At 71.9% G+C, this 15,163-nt stretch carries 15 protein-coding genes; 6 read left to right on the forward strand and 9 right to left on the reverse strand.

Going from position 1 to position 15,163, the window contains the following annotated elements; translation table 11 throughout:
• Window positions 1–162 precede the first annotated feature (162 nt).
• Both AB0F18_RS12675 and AB0F18_RS12680 read right to left on the reverse strand, forming a co-directional pair.
• Complete coding sequence (locus tag AB0F18_RS12675) at window positions 163–1,131, reverse strand: DeoR/GlpR family DNA-binding transcription regulator (protein ID WP_362058439.1); 969 nt, start codon at window positions 1,129–1,131, stop codon at window positions 163–165.
• A 197-nt stretch (window positions 1,132–1,328) separates the two neighbouring features.
• Window positions 1,329–2,768: an NAD(P)H-quinone dehydrogenase gene (locus tag AB0F18_RS12680; RefSeq protein WP_362058441.1), complete on the reverse strand. Its 1,440-nt coding sequence runs from the start codon at window positions 2,766–2,768 to the stop codon at window positions 1,329–1,331.
• A 182-nt stretch (window positions 2,769–2,950) separates the two neighbouring features.
• Between AB0F18_RS12680 and AB0F18_RS12685 the strand changes: the two genes are divergently transcribed.
• The 4 genes from AB0F18_RS12685 (at window position 2,951) to AB0F18_RS12700 (ending at window position 6,603) form a co-directional block, all read left to right on the forward strand.
• Window positions 2,951–3,388, forward strand: coding sequence for a gamma-glutamylcyclotransferase (locus AB0F18_RS12685; protein ID WP_079429452.1), 438 nt, complete (start codon window positions 2,951–2,953; stop codon window positions 3,386–3,388).
• Window positions 3,389–3,520: 132 nt separating this feature from the next.
• The gene (locus AB0F18_RS12690) at window positions 3,521–4,327 is read left to right on the forward strand and encodes a purine-nucleoside phosphorylase (protein ID WP_362058444.1); all 807 of its coding nucleotides are present in this window, start codon (window positions 3,521–3,523) and stop codon (window positions 4,325–4,327) included.
• Between the two features lie 38 nt (window positions 4,328–4,365).
• A complete protein-coding gene (locus tag AB0F18_RS12695) occupies window positions 4,366–6,012 on the forward strand; it encodes a phospho-sugar mutase (RefSeq protein ID WP_362058447.1) in 1,647 nt (548 codons plus the stop codon).
• 243 nt (window positions 6,013–6,255) lie between these two features.
• Window positions 6,256–6,603: a hypothetical protein gene (locus AB0F18_RS12700; protein WP_362058450.1), complete on the forward strand. Its 348-nt coding sequence runs from the start codon at window positions 6,256–6,258 to the stop codon at window positions 6,601–6,603.
• A gap of 13 nt (window positions 6,604–6,616) precedes the next feature.
• On the opposite strand, the gene AB0F18_RS12705 is transcribed toward AB0F18_RS12700, so the two are convergent.
• The 4 genes from AB0F18_RS12705 to afsQ1 form a co-directional block, all read right to left on the reverse strand.
• Window positions 6,617–6,958, reverse strand: coding sequence for a hypothetical protein (locus tag AB0F18_RS12705; protein ID WP_362058453.1), 342 nt, complete (start codon window positions 6,956–6,958; stop codon window positions 6,617–6,619).
• Between the two features lie 799 nt (window positions 6,959–7,757).
• The gene (locus AB0F18_RS12710) at window positions 7,758–8,405 is read right to left on the reverse strand and encodes a hypothetical protein (protein WP_362058455.1); all 648 of its coding nucleotides are present in this window, start codon (window positions 8,403–8,405) and stop codon (window positions 7,758–7,760) included.
• Window positions 8,383–9,876, reverse strand: a complete 1,494-nt coding sequence (locus AB0F18_RS12715) for a HAMP domain-containing sensor histidine kinase (RefSeq protein WP_362058458.1) — start codon at window positions 9,874–9,876, stop codon at window positions 8,383–8,385. Before AB0F18_RS12715 ends, AB0F18_RS12710 begins: the two co-directional genes overlap by 23 nt.
• On the reverse strand, window positions 9,873–10,550 hold the full coding sequence (gene afsQ1, locus AB0F18_RS12720; RefSeq protein WP_185117195.1) for a two-component system response regulator AfsQ1: 678 nt from the start codon (window positions 10,548–10,550) through the stop codon (window positions 9,873–9,875). The genes AB0F18_RS12715 and afsQ1 overlap by 4 nt, the downstream gene beginning before the upstream one ends.
• Before the next feature lie 174 nt (window positions 10,551–10,724).
• Between afsQ1 and AB0F18_RS12725 the strand changes: the two genes are divergently transcribed.
• Window positions 10,725–11,423, forward strand: coding sequence for a SigE family RNA polymerase sigma factor (locus AB0F18_RS12725; RefSeq protein WP_362058462.1), 699 nt, complete (start codon window positions 10,725–10,727; stop codon window positions 11,421–11,423).
• A gap of 184 nt (window positions 11,424–11,607) precedes the next feature.
• On the opposite strand, the gene AB0F18_RS12730 is transcribed toward AB0F18_RS12725, so the two are convergent.
• Window positions 11,608–12,246 carry an ATP-binding protein gene (locus AB0F18_RS12730; protein WP_362058465.1) on the reverse strand — a complete coding sequence of 213 codons (639 nt, stop codon included), beginning with the start codon at window positions 12,244–12,246 and terminating at the stop codon, window positions 11,608–11,610.
• Window positions 12,247–12,389: 143 nt separating this feature from the next.
• Between AB0F18_RS12730 and AB0F18_RS12735 the strand changes: the two genes are divergently transcribed.
• Complete coding sequence (locus AB0F18_RS12735; RefSeq protein WP_362058468.1) at window positions 12,390–12,743, forward strand: hypothetical protein; 354 nt, start codon at window positions 12,390–12,392, stop codon at window positions 12,741–12,743.
• A gap of 90 nt (window positions 12,744–12,833) precedes the next feature.
• Here the strand turns inward: AB0F18_RS12735 and AB0F18_RS12740 are convergent, their stop codons facing one another.
• Both AB0F18_RS12740 and AB0F18_RS12745 read right to left on the reverse strand, forming a co-directional pair.
• Window positions 12,834–13,730, reverse strand: coding sequence for an aldehyde dehydrogenase family protein (locus AB0F18_RS12740; RefSeq protein ID WP_362058471.1), 897 nt, complete (start codon window positions 13,728–13,730; stop codon window positions 12,834–12,836).
• Complete coding sequence (locus tag AB0F18_RS12745) at window positions 13,723–15,159, reverse strand: aldehyde dehydrogenase family protein (protein ID WP_362058474.1); 1,437 nt, start codon at window positions 15,157–15,159, stop codon at window positions 13,723–13,725. Before AB0F18_RS12745 ends, AB0F18_RS12740 begins: the two co-directional genes overlap by 8 nt.
• Window positions 15,160–15,163: the final 4 nt, after the last annotated feature.

The raw sequence follows: 15,163 nt of genomic DNA on the forward strand, positions 1-15,163 counted from the left end.
CCCCCGCCCGGCTCCCCGGGCCGGGGGCCTTCGCACTTCCCGCCTGGCGGTGCTGGGCACAGCCCCCGCAGGGCCCCACAACACCGCCGGCCGGTGTCCGACGGGCCGCCCTGGCGGGGACGGCCCGGCGGACACCGGCCGGACGCTCTGGGTAACGCGCGGCTAGCGCCGCCTCATGTCCGCGACCCGCGCCCTCTCCCCCGCCGCCTGCTGCTCCAGCATCGCGGCGGAAGCGCTCCGCAGCTGCGCGGTCGGCCCCCCGCGCCGCTGCACCGGCAGCGGGGCGTCCCGGCGCGGCCTGCGCCCCTGCATGCCGTCCCCGGCCCCGCCGTGCCCGCCGGAGGCCGGCGCGGAGCCGGCCACGGTGATCTGCACGCCCTGGTCGGCCAGCGCCTGGAGCTCGGTGGCGGCCCGGTCGTCGTGCGCCGGGGGCTCGTCCGTCACGAGCCGGGTCATCACGTCCGTCGGCACCGTCTGGAACATGGTGTCGGTGCCCAGCTTCGTGTGGTCGGCGAGGACCACGACCTCCGCAGCCGCCTGCACCAGCGCCCGGTCCACGCTCGCGGAGAGCATGTTGGACGTGGACAGCCCGCGCTCGGCGGTCAGCCCGCTGCCGGACAGGAAGGCCCGCGAGACCCGCAGCCCCTGGAGGGACTGTTCGGCACCGCTGCCGACGAGGGCGTAGTTCGACCCGCGCAGGGTGCCGCCGGTCATCACCACCTCCACCCGGTTGGCGTGCGCGAGCGCCTGGGCGACGAGCAGCGAGTTGGTGACGACGGTGAGCCCGGGCACCCGGGCGAGCCGTCGGGCCAGCTCCTGGGTCGTGGTGCCCGCGCCGACGACGACGGCCTCGCCTTCTTCGACGAGGCCGGCCGCGACATCGGCGATGGCGGTCTTCTCCGCCGTCGCGAGATGGGACTTTTGCGGAAAGCCGGACTCCCGCGTGAAACCGCCCGGCAAGACCGCACCGCCGTGCCGGCGGTCGAGGAGTCCTTCGGCCTCCAGTGCCCGCACGTCCCGCCGTACGGTCACTTCGGAGGTCTGGACGACGCGGGCGAGCTCACGGAGCGATACCGCACCGTTGGCCCGCACCATTTCGAGGATCAATTGACGACGTTCAGCAGCGAACACGAAACTGACAGTAACCCCAACGACCGTCTGGTTTCAGCTCCTTGCGCCGGAATACCGAAGTTGTCCATACGGTGGGGCGACAAGTGGTATACGCGTCCGAACCGACACCGCACGTCCACCCGGACGTCACCGGGCGGCCGGGCGCCCGCCCCAACCGCCCTGCCAAGAGCGGCGGTTGGGCCGGACCGTGCCGAACGCTACGCCTCTCCGGCGGCCTTGCGCGTGTGCAGCTGGCGGGCGACCTCGGCGATCGAACCGGACAGCGAGGGGTACACGGTGAACGCGTTTGCGATCTGCTCGACCGTCAGGTTGTTGTCGACGGCGATCGAGATGGGGTGGATCAGCTCGCTCGCACGCGGCGAGACGACCACGCCGCCGACCACGATGCCGGTGCCCGGTCGGCAGAACAGCTTCACGAAACCGTCCCGGATGCCCTGCATCTTGGCGCGCGGGTTGCGCAGCAGGGGCAGCTTCACGACACGGGCGTCGATCTTCCCGGCGTCCACGTCGGCCTGGGTGTAACCGACAGTGGCGATCTCGGGGTCGGTGAAGACGTTCGAGGAGACCGTCTTCAGGTTCAGCGGGGCCACCGCGTCGCCGAGGAAGTGGTACATCGCGATGCGCCCCTGCATGGCGGCGACGGAGGCCAGGGCGAACACCCCGGTGACGTCACCGGCGGCGTAGACGCCCGGCGAGGACGTCCGCGACACCTTGTCGGTCCAGATGTGCCCGGACTCCTTCAGCCGGACCCCGGACTCCTCCAGGTTCATGTCCTTGGTGTTCGGGATCGCGCCGACCGCCATCAGGCAGTGGGTGCCGCTGATGACCCGGCCGTCGGAGAGGGTCACCTCGACCCGGTCGCCGACCCGCTTGGCGGACTCGGCGCGCGAGCGGCCGATGACGTTCATGCCGCGGCGGCGGAAGACGTCCTCCAGGACGGCGGCCGCGTCCGGGTCCTCACCCGGCAGCACGCGGTCGCGGGAGGACACCAGGGTCACGCGGGAGCCGAGCGCCTGGTACGCGCCGGCGAACTCGGCGCCGGTCACACCGGAGCCGACCACGATGAGCTCCTCGGGGAGCTCCTCCAGGTCGTAGACCTGGGTCCAGTTGAGGATGCGCTCCCCGTCGGGCATCGCGTCCGGGATCTCGCGCGGGGTACCGCCGGTGGCGATCAGCACGGCGTCGGCGGTGAGGATCGTCTCCGTGCCGTCGGCCGCGGTGACGATGACGTCCCGGGTGCCGTCGATGCCCTGCGGCCCGCCGAGCTTGCCGCGGCCGCGCATCACGCGGGCGCCGGCGCGGGTCACGGAGGCGGTGATGTCGTGCGACTGGGCGAGCGCGAGGCGCTTCACGCGCCGGTTCACCTTGCCGAGGTCCACGCCGACCACGCGGGCGGCCTGCTCGATGGGCGGGGTGTCGTCGGCGACGACGATGCCCAGCTCCTCGTACGAGGAGTCGAAGGTGGTCATGACCTCGGCGGTCGCGATGAGGGTCTTGGAGGGCACGCAGTCGGTCAGCACCGACGCCCCGCCCAGACCGTCGCAGTCGACGACGGTCACCTCCGCGCCGAGCTGGGCCCCCACCAGGGCCGCCTCATACCCGCCGGGTCCGCCGCCGATGATCACGATCCGGGTCACGAAAACTCCGCCTCACGTCTGCCCGGCCGGCTGCCGCCCCGGCCGGCGATCCGGGGGGTCTCCCCGGGGGATGCATTCCACGCCTATTGTCCCGCACGCTTCAAGGTGCTCCACTCCCGGTCCTTCATCCGTGCGCCATCCGGGCACGCGTGCCGGGGCGCCCCTCCCGTACCCTCGACCTCATGTCGCTCTACGCCGCGTACGCCGGCAACCTCGACCCGCGGCTGATGACGCGCCGCGCTCCGCATTCGCCGCTGCGCGGCACGGGCTGGATCAACGACTGGCGGCTGACCTTCGGCGGCGAGCAGATGGGCTGGGAAGGCGCCCTCGCCACCATCGTGGAAGCCCCCCGCCAGCAGGTCTTCGTCGCGCTGTACGACATCGCGCCGCTGGACGAGGACTCCATGGACCGCTGGGAGGGCGTCGGCCTCGACATCTACCGCCGCATGCGGATCCGGGTGCACACGCTGGACGGCGAGGAGCCGGCCTGGTGCTACGTCCTGAACGGCTACGAGGGCGGCCTGCCCTCGGCCCGCTACCTGGGCGAGATCGCCGACGCGGCGGAATCGGCGGGCGCCCCGCACGACTACGTGATGGAACTCCGCAAGCGCCCCTGCTGAGCCCGGGGCGGAGCCCCAGCCTCCTTCCAGCCCCGCCGGGGGACGATTCGGCGGAAACGACAAGGCAACGATCCGAACACCGTGAGCTGCGCCATCTACGCGCGTAGGCGATAAGCGGCTACGCTCGTCTGCGTGAACGCATCTGTTACCGACCCCTTCGCCGCCGCCGACGCCGCCGCCGCCCGCCTCCGCGAGCTCACCGGCGTCGAATCCCACGATGTCGCCCTCGTCATGGGCTCCGGCTGGGCCCCCGCCGCAGAGGCGCTCGGTGCGCCCGAGGCCGAGTTCCCGGTCACCGAGCTGCCCGGCTTCCCGCCCGCCGCCGTCCAGGGCCACGGCGGCAAGATCCGCTCGTACAAGATCGGCGACAAGCACGCCCTGGTCTTCCTCGGCCGGACCCACTTCTACGAGGGCCGCGGCGTCGCCGCCGTCGCGCACGGCGTCCGTACCGCCGTCGCCGCCGGCTGCAAGACCGTCGTCCTCACCAACGGCTGCGGCGGCCTGCGCGAGGGCATGAAGCCCGGCCAGCCCGTCCTGATCAGCGACCACCTCAACCTCACCGCGACCTCGCCGATCGTCGGCGCGAACTTCGTGGACCTCACCGACCTGTACTCGCCGCGCCTGCGCGCGATGTGCAAGGAGATCGACGAGACCCTCGAAGAGGGCGTCTACGTCCAGTTCCCCGGCCCGCACTACGAGACCCCGGCCGAGATCAACATGATCCGCGTCATGGGCGCCGACCTCGTCGGCATGTCCACCGTGCTGGAGGCCATCGCCGCCCGTGAGGCCGGCGCCGAGGTGCTCGGCATCTCCCTGGTCACCAACCTGGCCGCGGGCCTGTCCGGCGAGCCGCTGAACCACGAAGAGGTCCTCCAGGCCGGCCGCGACTCCGCCGCCCGCATGGGCACCCTGCTGACGCAGGTCCTCGCCCGCATCTGACCGACGACCGACGACGTACGAGAGGCAAGGCGGAAGCAGTGCAGGAAAAGGACGACCTCCTCATCCGGGCCCGTGCCTGGCTCGCCGAGGACCCGGATCCGGAGACCGCGGCGGAACTCACGGCGCTCATCGAGGCGGGCGACACCGCCGAGCTCGCCGGCCGGTTCTCCGGCACGCTCCAGTTCGGCACCGCCGGACTGCGCGGTGAGATCGGCGCCGGCCCGATGCGGATGAACCGCTCCGTGGTCATCCGCGCCGCGGCGGGCCTGGCGGCCTACCTCAAGGCCCAGGGCCACGAGGGCGGCCTGGTGGTCATCGGTTACGACGCCCGCTACAAGTCCGCGGACTTCGCCCGCGACACGGCGGCCGTGATGACCGGCGCCGGTCTGCGCGCGGCCGTCCTGCCCCGCCCGCTGCCGACGCCCGTCCTCGCGTACGCCATAAGGCACCTGGGCGCCGTCGCCGGCGTCGAGGTGACCGCGAGCCACAACCCTCCGCGGGACAACGGCTACAAGGTCTACCTCGGCGACGGCTCGCAGATCGTCTCCCCGGCGGACGCGCAGATCGCGGCGGAGATCGACGCGATCCCCTCGCTCGACGCGGTCCCCCGCCCCTCGGACGGCTGGCTCCAGCTCGACGAGGAGGTCCTGGAGGCCTACCTGGCGCGCACGGACTCCGTCCTGACCCCCGGCTCCCCCCGGGGCGTGCGGACCGTCTACACGGCCATGCACGGCGTCGGCAAGGACGTCGTCATGGCGGCCTTCGCCCGCCACGGCTTCCCGGCGCCGGTGCTCGTGGAGGCCCAGGCGGAGCCGGACCCGGCCTTCCCGACGGTCGCCTTCCCGAACCCGGAGGAGCCGGGCGCGATGGACCTGTCCTTCGCGAAGGCCGCCGAGGTCCAGCCGGACATCGTGATCGCGAACGACCCGGACGCGGACCGCTGCGCGGTGGCCGTGCCCGACAACGGCGGCTGGCGCATGCTGCGCGGCGACGAGGTCGGCGCCCTGCTGGCGGCCCACCTGGTACACAAGGGCGCCCAGGGCGTCTTCGCCGAGTCGATCGTCTCCTCGTCCCTCCTGGGACGCATCGCGGAGGCGGCGGGCCTCGGCTACGAGGAGACCCTCACGGGCTTCAAGTGGATCTCCCGCGTCGAGGGCCTGCGCTACGGCTACGAGGAGGCCCTCGGCTACTGCGTGGACCCCGAGGGCGTCCGCGACAAGGACGGCATCACGGCCGCCCTCCTCGTCGCCGAACTGGCCTCGGTGCTCAAGGAGCAGGGCCGCACCCTGACCGACCTGCTGGACGACCTGGCGATGGCCCACGGCCTGCACCACACCGACCAGCTCTCGGTCCGCGTCTCGGACCTGTCGGTCATCGCGAACGCGATGGCGCAGCTGCGCGCGGAGCCCCCGACGGCCCTGGCGGGCCTGCGGGTGGCCTCGGCGGAGGACCTGTCCCAGGGCACGGAGAAGCTCCCGCCGACGGACGGCCTGCGCTACTACCTGGAGGGCGACTACAAGGCCCGGGTGATCTGCCGCCCGTCCGGCACGGAGCCGAAGCTCAAGTGCTACCTGGAGGTCGTCGTCCCGGTGGCCGAAGCCTCGGACCTCACCCAGGCCCGCACCCGGGGCCAGGAAATCCTGGACACGCTGAAGAAGGACCTCGCGGCGGCAATGGGCCTGTAGCCCCCACCCCTGCCACACCCCCGGCCCCCGCAGCCCCGGCTGCGGGGGCCGGGGGCGTTCGGGGGGGGACAGCCGGGCGGGCCGGGTCCGGCAGACCGGGCATCCGACCCCCTCAGCATGCCCATCGGGACCCTCGTACGCCCCAGATCGCTACGCGCTCCTCATTTCTCAGCGTCCGGCGGCCGTCTGGGGTCGATCCCCGCCCGAGATGGCGGGCACCTTCATGATCATTACAGTGGGGGCATGACCGCACGAGACGACTTGCTCATCGATCTGATCAATCGGACGGAGATGGAGGGCGAGGGCCCGCGCATCACCGTCGTCGCGCAGGGCGTGGTGATAACGGGCCGGATCGCGGCCCATCGGCACTGGGCAACGCATCTTGCGGTGCAGCTCAGTGAGACGGGTTTGCCCGATGAGCGGTTCGCCGAGGACTTCAGCCGCGAGGCCGGGGAGACCCCTGAGTATCCCCCAGCCTTCCTCCATCTCCAGGGCTGCCACCTGATCTCCGGCGCCAGCAGCCTTCCCGCCGCACTGGGCGAGTCTTTCCGGGTCCCACTCGCCATGATCAGTGCGTGGAGCGTGCGTTGAGTCCCCATTCGCCTCACCGGCTTCCGGCGGTTGTGCGGGGCTGATCGAACGCGTACGGGATGCCGCGCTCCCACAGTTCTTCGGCATGGCCCGCGAAGCGGTCGTACATGCCGTCTTCGCCGTGTCGGCGGAGGTGGAACATGGGCGAGTCGTGACCGATCACGCGCGCGAGGTGAGGGGTGACGAGAGCGTCGGAGTCGAAGAGGAAGACGCTCAGGCCGACGTGGTTTCTCCCCGTTCGGGTCGCCGAGGAGAAAGCGGATCCGGCAGCCGCTCTGGACCTTCTTGCGGATGATCCCGGCGAGGCCAGGATCATGGTCCAGAAGAAGTAGTTCGTGTACCCGGCCAGCAGCATGTCGGAAGTCGTGTCGGCGACCAGCCTGGCCCACACCGTGGAAGGGCACGCGGAGCGGTACGGGTACGAGTGGACAAGCTCCCTGTCCTGCCCGGTCTTCACACGGCTGCTCACTGCTTCGGGCCAGATCATGCACTCCTCAACTCCCAACACCCGCGCCACATCCGCACGGTTTCGAGCATGCGGCACCAGCGTGGGTGTGACGCGGGTAGCGGCCCCGGACGGCCTGCGGCCGCCGAGACGACAGGAGCGCGTAGCGATCTGACGCGCCCATCGGCCCCGGATACCGGCCTGGTTGGCATTTGGTGCGGATATCAGCCACGGACGGCCGTCGGACGCTGAGACGAGAGAAGCGCGTAGCGATCTGACGCGGACGGCGGTCCCGATTACTGCTGATGGGGGGCCGGATGCCCGGTCTGCCGGCCCCCGGCCTCCCCGACTGATCCCTGACACGGCCGCATGCCCGACGGACATCCGTCCCGTTCCTTTGGGGGGTTCCCGGCAGTCTTCGGCATTTCGTGGCGGGTCGGCCTGTCAAGGGTCGCCGCAGGCGATCGCGTAGCGACGCGACCGAAGGGAGCGCCCTTGACAGGGCGGCCCGACGCGGAAGGACGATGAGACTGGCGGGAACCCCCCGAGCCCTCTCTGAGACCGCTGAGTGGGGTCCCGACCTCCCAGGTACCGGTGCGCTGGCCGGTTCCGGGCCGGGCAGGTGCCGCCGGGCGGCGGGTGGGCAGCCACCGCCCAGCCTCCACCCGTCGAGGGGGCGATGGCCGGCCCCCGCCGAGACGCGCCCCCCTCAGGTCGCCGTCGGCGTCGGCGAGCCGCTCGGCCGGACCAGTTCGCCCAGGGTGGGGGCCGACTCCGGGCGGGAGCGGACCGCATCCGTGCACTCCCATGCGCGGGGCGGGTCCGCGTCCGGGCCGCCCAGGACGACCGGGCCCGGGCCCGCCGAGACGGCGTCGCTCGCGGAGAGGGTGCACACGATCTGGGCCAGGGCCACCGGCGGCAGGTCCTCGGGCTTGCGGCTCAGCCGGACCGTCCCCGCCGGGTCGCCCGCGCGCGCCGGGGCGGCCGTGAGCCCCTCCGGTACGCCGGTCGTGAAGCCGCCCTCCCGTTCCTGCTCGGACGGGACGCGCTCCAGCTCCTCCAGCAGCGCCTGCGCGACCAGCGTGACGGGCTCGCGCCCGGTCCGCTTCTCCGGCACCGGGACGACCCGCTCCACGGCCACCAGCTGCGATCCGCAGACCAGCTCCACCTTGGCGCGGAAGCCCTGCACCCCGCTCTGCCCCGACGGCAGGTCCGGGGTGTCGCAGGACACCCGCGACGGGGCCGGCCCCACATCGACCGGAACCGTCGTGGCCCGGATCCCGCACCCCGACAGCAGAACGCCGACGGCGAGCACCCCGACCCCTGCCAGCCCCCTACGCGTCCGTACCGGAGCCACCGGCGATCACCTTCCCCACGTCCACCGGAAGCCGCAGCGTGAACACGGCCCCGCCCTCCGGGCCGTTCGCGGCCGTGATGTCGCCGCCGTGAATGTGGGCGTTCTCCATCGCGATCGACAGGCCCAGCCCGCTGCCGTCCGACTTCGGCCGGGAGGCGCTCGCCTTGTAGAAGCGGTCGAAGACGTGCGGCAGCACCTCCTCCGGGATGCCCGGCCCGTTGTCCTTGACCGCGACGACCAGCCACTCGCCCTCGACCCGTACCGACACCCGCACCGGCGAGCCGCCGTGCTTGAGCGCGTTGCCGATCAGGTTGGCCAGGATGACGTCGAGCCGCCGCGGGTCGAGGCGCGCCACGATCCCGCGTCCGGCGTCCACCTCGACGGCGTCCAGCCAGGCCCGCGCGTCGATGCACGCCGTGACCTGGTCGGCGACGTTCACGTCGTCGAGGACCAGCCGCGCGGTCCCCGCGTCGAAGCGGGTGACCTCCATCAGGTTCTCCACCAGGTCGTTGAGCCGTCGGGTCTCGCTGACCACGAGACCCACGGCCGGCGCGATCATCGGGTCGAGGTCGTCGACCTCCTCCTCCAGCACCTCAGCGACCGCGGTCAACGCCGTGAGCGGCGTGCGCAGTTCGTGGCTCATGTCGGCCACGAACCGCCGGCTCGCCTCCTCGCGGGCGCTCATGTCGGCGACCTTCTTCTCCAGGGCTTCCGCCGTCCGGTTGAAGGTCCGTGACAGATCGGCCAGTTCGTCGGTCCCGGACACGTCGAGCCGGTGGTCGAGCTCGCCCTCCCCCAGCCGCCGTGCCGCCTCGCCGAGCCGCTGTACGGGCTTCAGCACGGTCCGTGCCGCCGCCTGCGCGAGCAGCGCCGACCCGAGCAGTGCCAGCCCCGTCGCGATGGTCAGCGACCAGCCGAGCGCGTTGAGGTCGTCCCGCTCCGTGGCCAGCGACTTGTACATGTAGCCGGTGGGCCCGCCGCCCACGATCCGCGTGCCGCCGACCAGGTACGGGTTGCCGCCGGGCTTCGTCCGCTGCCAGTACATGTGGTACTCGGAGTCGTTGGCGGTCGTGGACTTCTGCCGGTCGTTCACGGCGTGCTGGAGGGACTTCGGTACGTCGTCGAGCCCGAACGAGGTGGCCCCGGCGGTGCCGAACACCAGCCGCCGGTCCTTGCGTTCGTGGACGAGCAGCACGCTGTACCCGGGGCTGCTGCCCGCCATCAGCTCGGCGGTGCGCTGCAGTTCCTCGGGGGTGGGGTCGGCGGGCAGGGCCGCGGCCCGGTTCTGCATCTCCTGGCGGAAGTCGCCGAGGGCCGCGTCCTGGGTGCGGGTGAGCACCGCCTCGCGGTTGAGCCAGTACGCGATCCCGGAAGCGGAGACCGCGGCCGTGAGGGCGACCAGGGCGAACACCACGAGCAGCCGCAACCGCAGGCTGGTCCAGCGCCGGCCCGCGAACAGGGCCTTGGTCACTGCGGGGAGTCCAGCCGGTAGCCGACACCCCGGACGGTACGGATCAGGGTGGGCGACGAGGGCACTTCCTCGACCTTGGCGCGCAGCCGCTGTACACAGGCGTCGACGAGCCGCGAGTCGCCCAGGTAGTCGTGCTCCCACACCAGCCGCAGCAGCTGCTGGCGGGAGAGCGCCTGTCCGGGCCGGCGGCTGAGCTCCAGCAGCAGCCGCAGCTCGGTGGGCGTGAGCTGGAGGTCCTCGCCGTTCTTCGTCACGGTCATGGCGGCCCGGTCGATGACGAGCGACCCGAACACGGCGGAGTCGCTGGCCTCGCGCTCGCCGCGGCGCAGCACGGCGCGGATGCGCGCGTCGAGCACCCGGCCCTGGACGGGCTTGACGACGTAGTCGTCGGCCCCGGACTCCAGGCCCACGACGACATCGATGTCGTCGCTGCGCGCGGTGAGCAGGATGATCGGCAGCTGGTCGGTGCGGCGGATCCTCCGGCACACCTCGAAGCCGTCGATCCCGGGCAGCATGACGTCGAGCACGATCAGGTCCGGCCGCTGCTCGCGCAGCAGTTTCAGGCCGTCCTCACCCGTCGCCGCGGTGGCCACACGGTGGCCCTGGCGTGTCAGGGAGAGTTCGAGGGCCGTGCGGATGGCGTCGTCGTCCTCGATCAGCAACAGGAAAGGCACGGGCTCATTCTGTCCCATCGGTCGTCGGGACTTCGACCGTCGCGCGCGACGGATCCGGCCCGGGGTGGCTGTGACAGTGCTGTGACAGTCGACGGACACGCCGGTTAAGTCCGCCGGGCAGTCTTTTGTCATCGAAGCACGGACCGAAGCAGACTCCACGACGGGGGGCGCGAGATGAACACGCTGCACAGCACCACCACCAGCGCGGTTGTCACGCGGCTGCACGACGCGAACCGCCGGGCGGGTGTCCGTACGGTGCCGGGCTCCCGGCGGCAGGCTCACGTTGTAGCCATTGACGCGAACCAGTACCAGGCGGTTCCCGCCCAGCGGACCCCGTCCTCCCCTTCCTCCTCGGAGGCGGAGTTCACGGCGTACGTCCAGGAGCGGCGCGCGGCCCTGTACGCGACGGCCTTCCACCTCACCGGCGACCGCCACGAGGCCGAGGACCTGCTGCAGAGCGCGCTGTTCTCCACGTACCGCGCCTGGGACCGGATCAGTGACAAGGCGGCGGTGGGCGGCTACCTGCGCCGCACGATGACGAACCTGCACATCAGCGCGTGGCGTCGGCGCAAGCTGAACGAGTACCCGACGGAGGAGCTGCCGGAGACGGCCTCCGACACGGACGCGATGCGCGGCACGGAGCTGCGCGCGGTGCTCTGGCAGGCGCTGGCCCGCATCCCGGAGCCGCAGCGCACGATGCTGGTGCTGCGCTACTACGAGGGCCGCACGGACCCGGAGATCGCGGAGATCCTGGGCATCAGCGTCGGCACCGTGAAGTCGAGCATCTGGCGCTCGCTGCGCCGGCTGCGCGAGGACGAGGTGCTGAGCTTCGGGCGTGACGAGGCGGAGTCCTTCGGGGAGCTCGTCGCGTAAGCCACACACCACAGACCACCGGCCAGGGGGTCCGTCCTACGGGGGTGGGGCGGAGGCCATGGGGGGGATGAAGGCGGGATCAGGCGGCCGGGGGTCCGTTTGGTCCCGCCTTCTCTTTGTGCCCGGGTACGGGAAGTGCCCGGGCACTTTCCATGCCCGGGCACTTCTGGACGACCGCCTGTGGCTAGGCCGCGGCGGCGCTCGCCGAGCGGTGGCGGCCCGCCGCCGCTGCCGCGAGGCGGCCCAGGGCTTCGTCGCGGCCGCAGGCGTGGGCGCCGAGGGCGATGTGCCGGGCGACGATGCCGCGCTCGGCCCGCATCAGGCGCAGGCCCCGGCGGACCAGGAACGGCAGCGACTTGCGGCCCTCGCGCAGGTCGCGGGCCAGCCGGCGGCGGAAGGTGGTGGAGGGGCGGCCGCGCAGGCAGATCGCGTCGGCGAGGAGGCCGAGCTCCTGGCAGCGGGCGGCGATGTCGGCGGCGAAGATGCCCTCCGCGATGAACAGCGGGGTGCGGGAGATGTCCAGGGTCTCCGTGCCGGTGCGGGAGCTGGTCGCGATGTCGTAGACCGGGACCTCGGTGCGGCCGGTGCGGCAGAGTTCGGCGACGGCGGCGACGGCGACGTCCGCGTCCCAGGACCGCGGGGAGTCCCAGTCGATGTCCGAGCTGCCCTCGACCAGGGGGAGGGTCGGGTCCGTCCCCTCCTTGTAGAAGTCGTCCAGGCGCAGTACGGGCAGACCCGAGCGGGCCGCCAGCGAGGACTTGCCGGAACCCGAGGGGCCGGTCAGGAGCACGACGCGCGTCGGAAGGGGAGATGAACAGCTCACGGGAGACCAGTGTGAGGCATTACCCGGCGTATCAACACACTGCCGACAGCCCCTGCGACCGGTCTCACACGCCGGGTTGGAATCCGGGAAGCCTCTGCGACTACGCTGTGTGCGCACGCGACTACGACCACAGGCGGGAACCAATGGCACGTCACGCAGCCTCCGACCCCTCTCCCCACCGGCTCCGCTCGGCCGGACTGACCCTCTCGATGGCCGGGGCGGCCCTGGCCATGGCGGCCGGCGGGGCGCAGGCGGGCGAGCTGGACCCGGCGGCGGCCGTCGCCGGGGTCGTCGACCCGATCTCCGACCTGAAGGTGAACCCGCTCGCCCACACCGGGGTGGACCCGCTGGACAACGGGGTGGGCACGAAGGTCGCCGACTTCCCGGCCGTGGGCACCACGATGGTGACGGGGGTGCTGACGCAGGGGCCGTCGGTGAAGGAGATTCCGCAGGCGGCGGTCTCCTCGCTGCTGGGGCCGGTCCTGCCGAAGTCGTAGGACGGAGCACGCGAAGGCCCCGGCAGCACTGGGGTCCCCCCCAGCGGTAGCTGGGGGAGGGTTGCTGCCGGGGCCGGTTCGTGTGGGGCTCTAGTACGAAGAGCCGCCCGAGCCCAGCGATCCGGTCGGGTGCCAGACCGTCTTGGTCTCCAGGAACGCCGTCAGGCGCGACGTGCCCGGGTCGGCGGTCCAGTCGTCCACAGGCTGTGGACGCAGGACGCGCTTGAGGTTGTCCGCCGCGGCGATCTCCAGCTCCTTGGCGAGGGCCGCGTCGGCGCCCGCGAGGTCGATCGCGTTGACGTCCTGGTGGGCCGCGAGGTGCGGGCCCATCTCGGCGGCCTTGCCGGAGAGGATGTTGACCACGCCGCCGGGCAGGTCGGAGGTGGCCAGCACCTCGCCCAGGGACAGGGCGGGGAGCGGGGCCTTCTCGCTGGCGATGACGACGGCGGTGTTGCCCGTCGCGATCACCGGGGCGATCACCGAGACCAGGCCCAGGAAGGACGAGTCCTGCGGGGCCACGACCGTGACGACGCCGGTCGGCTCCGGGGTGGAGAGGTTGAAGAACGGGCCCGCGACCGGGTTGGCCCCGCCCACGACCTGGCTGATCTTGTCGGTCCAGCCCGCGTACCAGACCCAGCGGTCGATCGCCGCGTCGACGACCGCGGCGGCCTTCGACTTGGACAGGCCCTCGGCCTCGCCGACCTCGCGGACGAACTGCTCCCGGCGGCCCTCCAGCATCTCGGCGATGCGGTAGAGGATCTGGCCGCGGTTGTACGCGGTGGCGCCGGCCCAGCCGCCGAAGGCCTTGCGGGCCGCGACGACCGCGTCACGGGCGTCCTTGCGGGAGGACAGCGGGGCGTTCGCCAGCCAGTTGCCCTTGGAGTCGCTCACCTCGTACACCCGGCCGCTCTCGGAACGGGGGAACTTGCCCCCGACGTACAGCTTGTAGGTCTTGAAGACGTTCAGACGCAGAGAGGACTCAGACATCGAGGTAGGCCTCCAGACCGTGGCGGCCGCCCTCGCGGCCGAAGCCCGACTCCTTGTAGCCGCCGAAGGGCGAGGTCGGGTCGAACTTGTTGAACGTGTTGGCCCACACCACACCTGCGCGGAGCTTGTTGGCGACCGCGAGGATGCGGGAGCCCTTCTCCGTCCAGATGCCGGCGGACAGGCCGTACTGGCTGTTGTTGGCCTTGGCGACGGCCTCGTCCGGGGTGCGGAAGGTCAGCACGGACAGGACCGGGCCGAAGATCTCGTCGCGGGCGACCGTGTGCGCCTGGGTGACGTTCGTGAAGAGCGTCGGGGCGAACCAGTAGCCGGCGGACGGCAGCTCGCACGCCGGGGACCAGCGCTCGGCGCCCTCGGCCTCGCCCGTGTCGGCGAGGGCCGTGATCCGGGCGAGCTGCTCGGCGGAGTTGATCGCACCGATGTCGGTGTTCTTGTCGAGCGGGTCGCCCAGGCGCAGCGTGGAGAGGCGGCGCTTGAGGGAGTCCAGCAGCTCGTCGTGGATCGACTCCTGGACCAGCAGGCGGGAGCCCGCGCAGCAGACCTGGCCCTGGTTGAAGAAGATGCCGTTGACGATGCCCTCGACGGCCTGGTCGATGGGGGCGTCGTCGAAGACGATGTTGGCGCCCTTGCCGCCCAGCTCCAGGGTGACCTTCTTGCCGGTGCCGGCGATCTGGCGGGCGATGGCCTTGCCGACCGCGGTGGAGCCGGTGAAGGCGACCTTGTTGACGTCCGGGTGGGCGACGAGTTCGGCGCCCGCGTCCCCGTAGCCGGGGATGATGTTGACGACGCCCTTGGGCAGGCCGGCCTGGCGGCAGATGTCCGCGAAGAACAGCGCCGAGAGGGGGGTCGTCTCCGCCGGCTTCAGGACGACGGTGTTGCCGGTGGCCAGCGCCGGGGCGATCTTCCACGCGAGCATCAGCAGCGGGAAGTTCCACGGGATGACCTGGCCGGCCACACCGAGCGGGCGCGGGTTCGCGCCGTAGCCGGCGTGGTCGAGCTTGTCGGCCCAGCCCGCGTAGTAGAAGAAGTGCGCGGCGACCAGCGGGAGGTCCGCGTCGCGGGTCTCCTTGATCGGCTTGCCGTTGTCCAGGGTCTCCAGGACGGCCAGCTCGCGGCTGCGCTCCTGGATGATCCGGGCGATGCGGAAGAGGTACTTGGCGCGCTCGGAGCCGGGCAGCGCGGACCACTTCTCGAAGGCCTTGCGGGCGGCCTTGACGGCGCGGTCGACATCGGCGGCGCCGGCCTGGGCGACCTCCGACAGGACCTCCTCGCTGGAGGGGCTGACGGTCTTGAAGACCTTGCCGTCGGCGGCGTCGGTGAACTCGCCGTCGATGAAGAGCCCGTAGGAGGGGGCGATGTCGACGACCGAGCGGGACTCGGGAGCCGGTGCGTACTCGAAGAGGGATGCCATGGTG

Source organism: Streptomyces sp. NPDC029216 (assembly GCF_040648015.1).
In the GTDB taxonomy this organism is placed as follows: Bacteria; Actinomycetota; Actinomycetes; order Streptomycetales; family Streptomycetaceae; genus Streptomyces.

Coding starts and splice junctions, on each gene's coding strand:
- AB0F18_RS12685 (WP_079429452.1), top strand. CDS start 2,951: ATGTCGCTCTACGCCGCGTACGCCGGCAACCTCGACCCGCGGCTGATG.
- AB0F18_RS12700 (WP_362058450.1), top strand. CDS start 6,256: ATGACCGCACGAGACGACTTGCTCATCGATCTGATCAATCGGACGGAG.
- AB0F18_RS12705 (WP_362058453.1), bottom strand. CDS start 6,958: ATGCTGCTGGCCGGGTACACGAACTACTTCTTCTGGACCATGATCCTG.
- AB0F18_RS12725 (WP_362058462.1), top strand. CDS start 10,725: ATGAACACGCTGCACAGCACCACCACCAGCGCGGTTGTCACGCGGCTG.
- AB0F18_RS12735 (WP_362058468.1), top strand. CDS start 12,390: ATGGCACGTCACGCAGCCTCCGACCCCTCTCCCCACCGGCTCCGCTCG.
- AB0F18_RS12740 (WP_362058471.1), bottom strand. CDS start 13,730: ATGTCTGAGTCCTCTCTGCGTCTGAACGTCTTCAAGACCTACAAGCTG.
- AB0F18_RS12745 (WP_362058474.1), bottom strand. CDS start 15,159: ATGGCATCCCTCTTCGAGTACGCACCGGCTCCCGAGTCCCGCTCGGTC.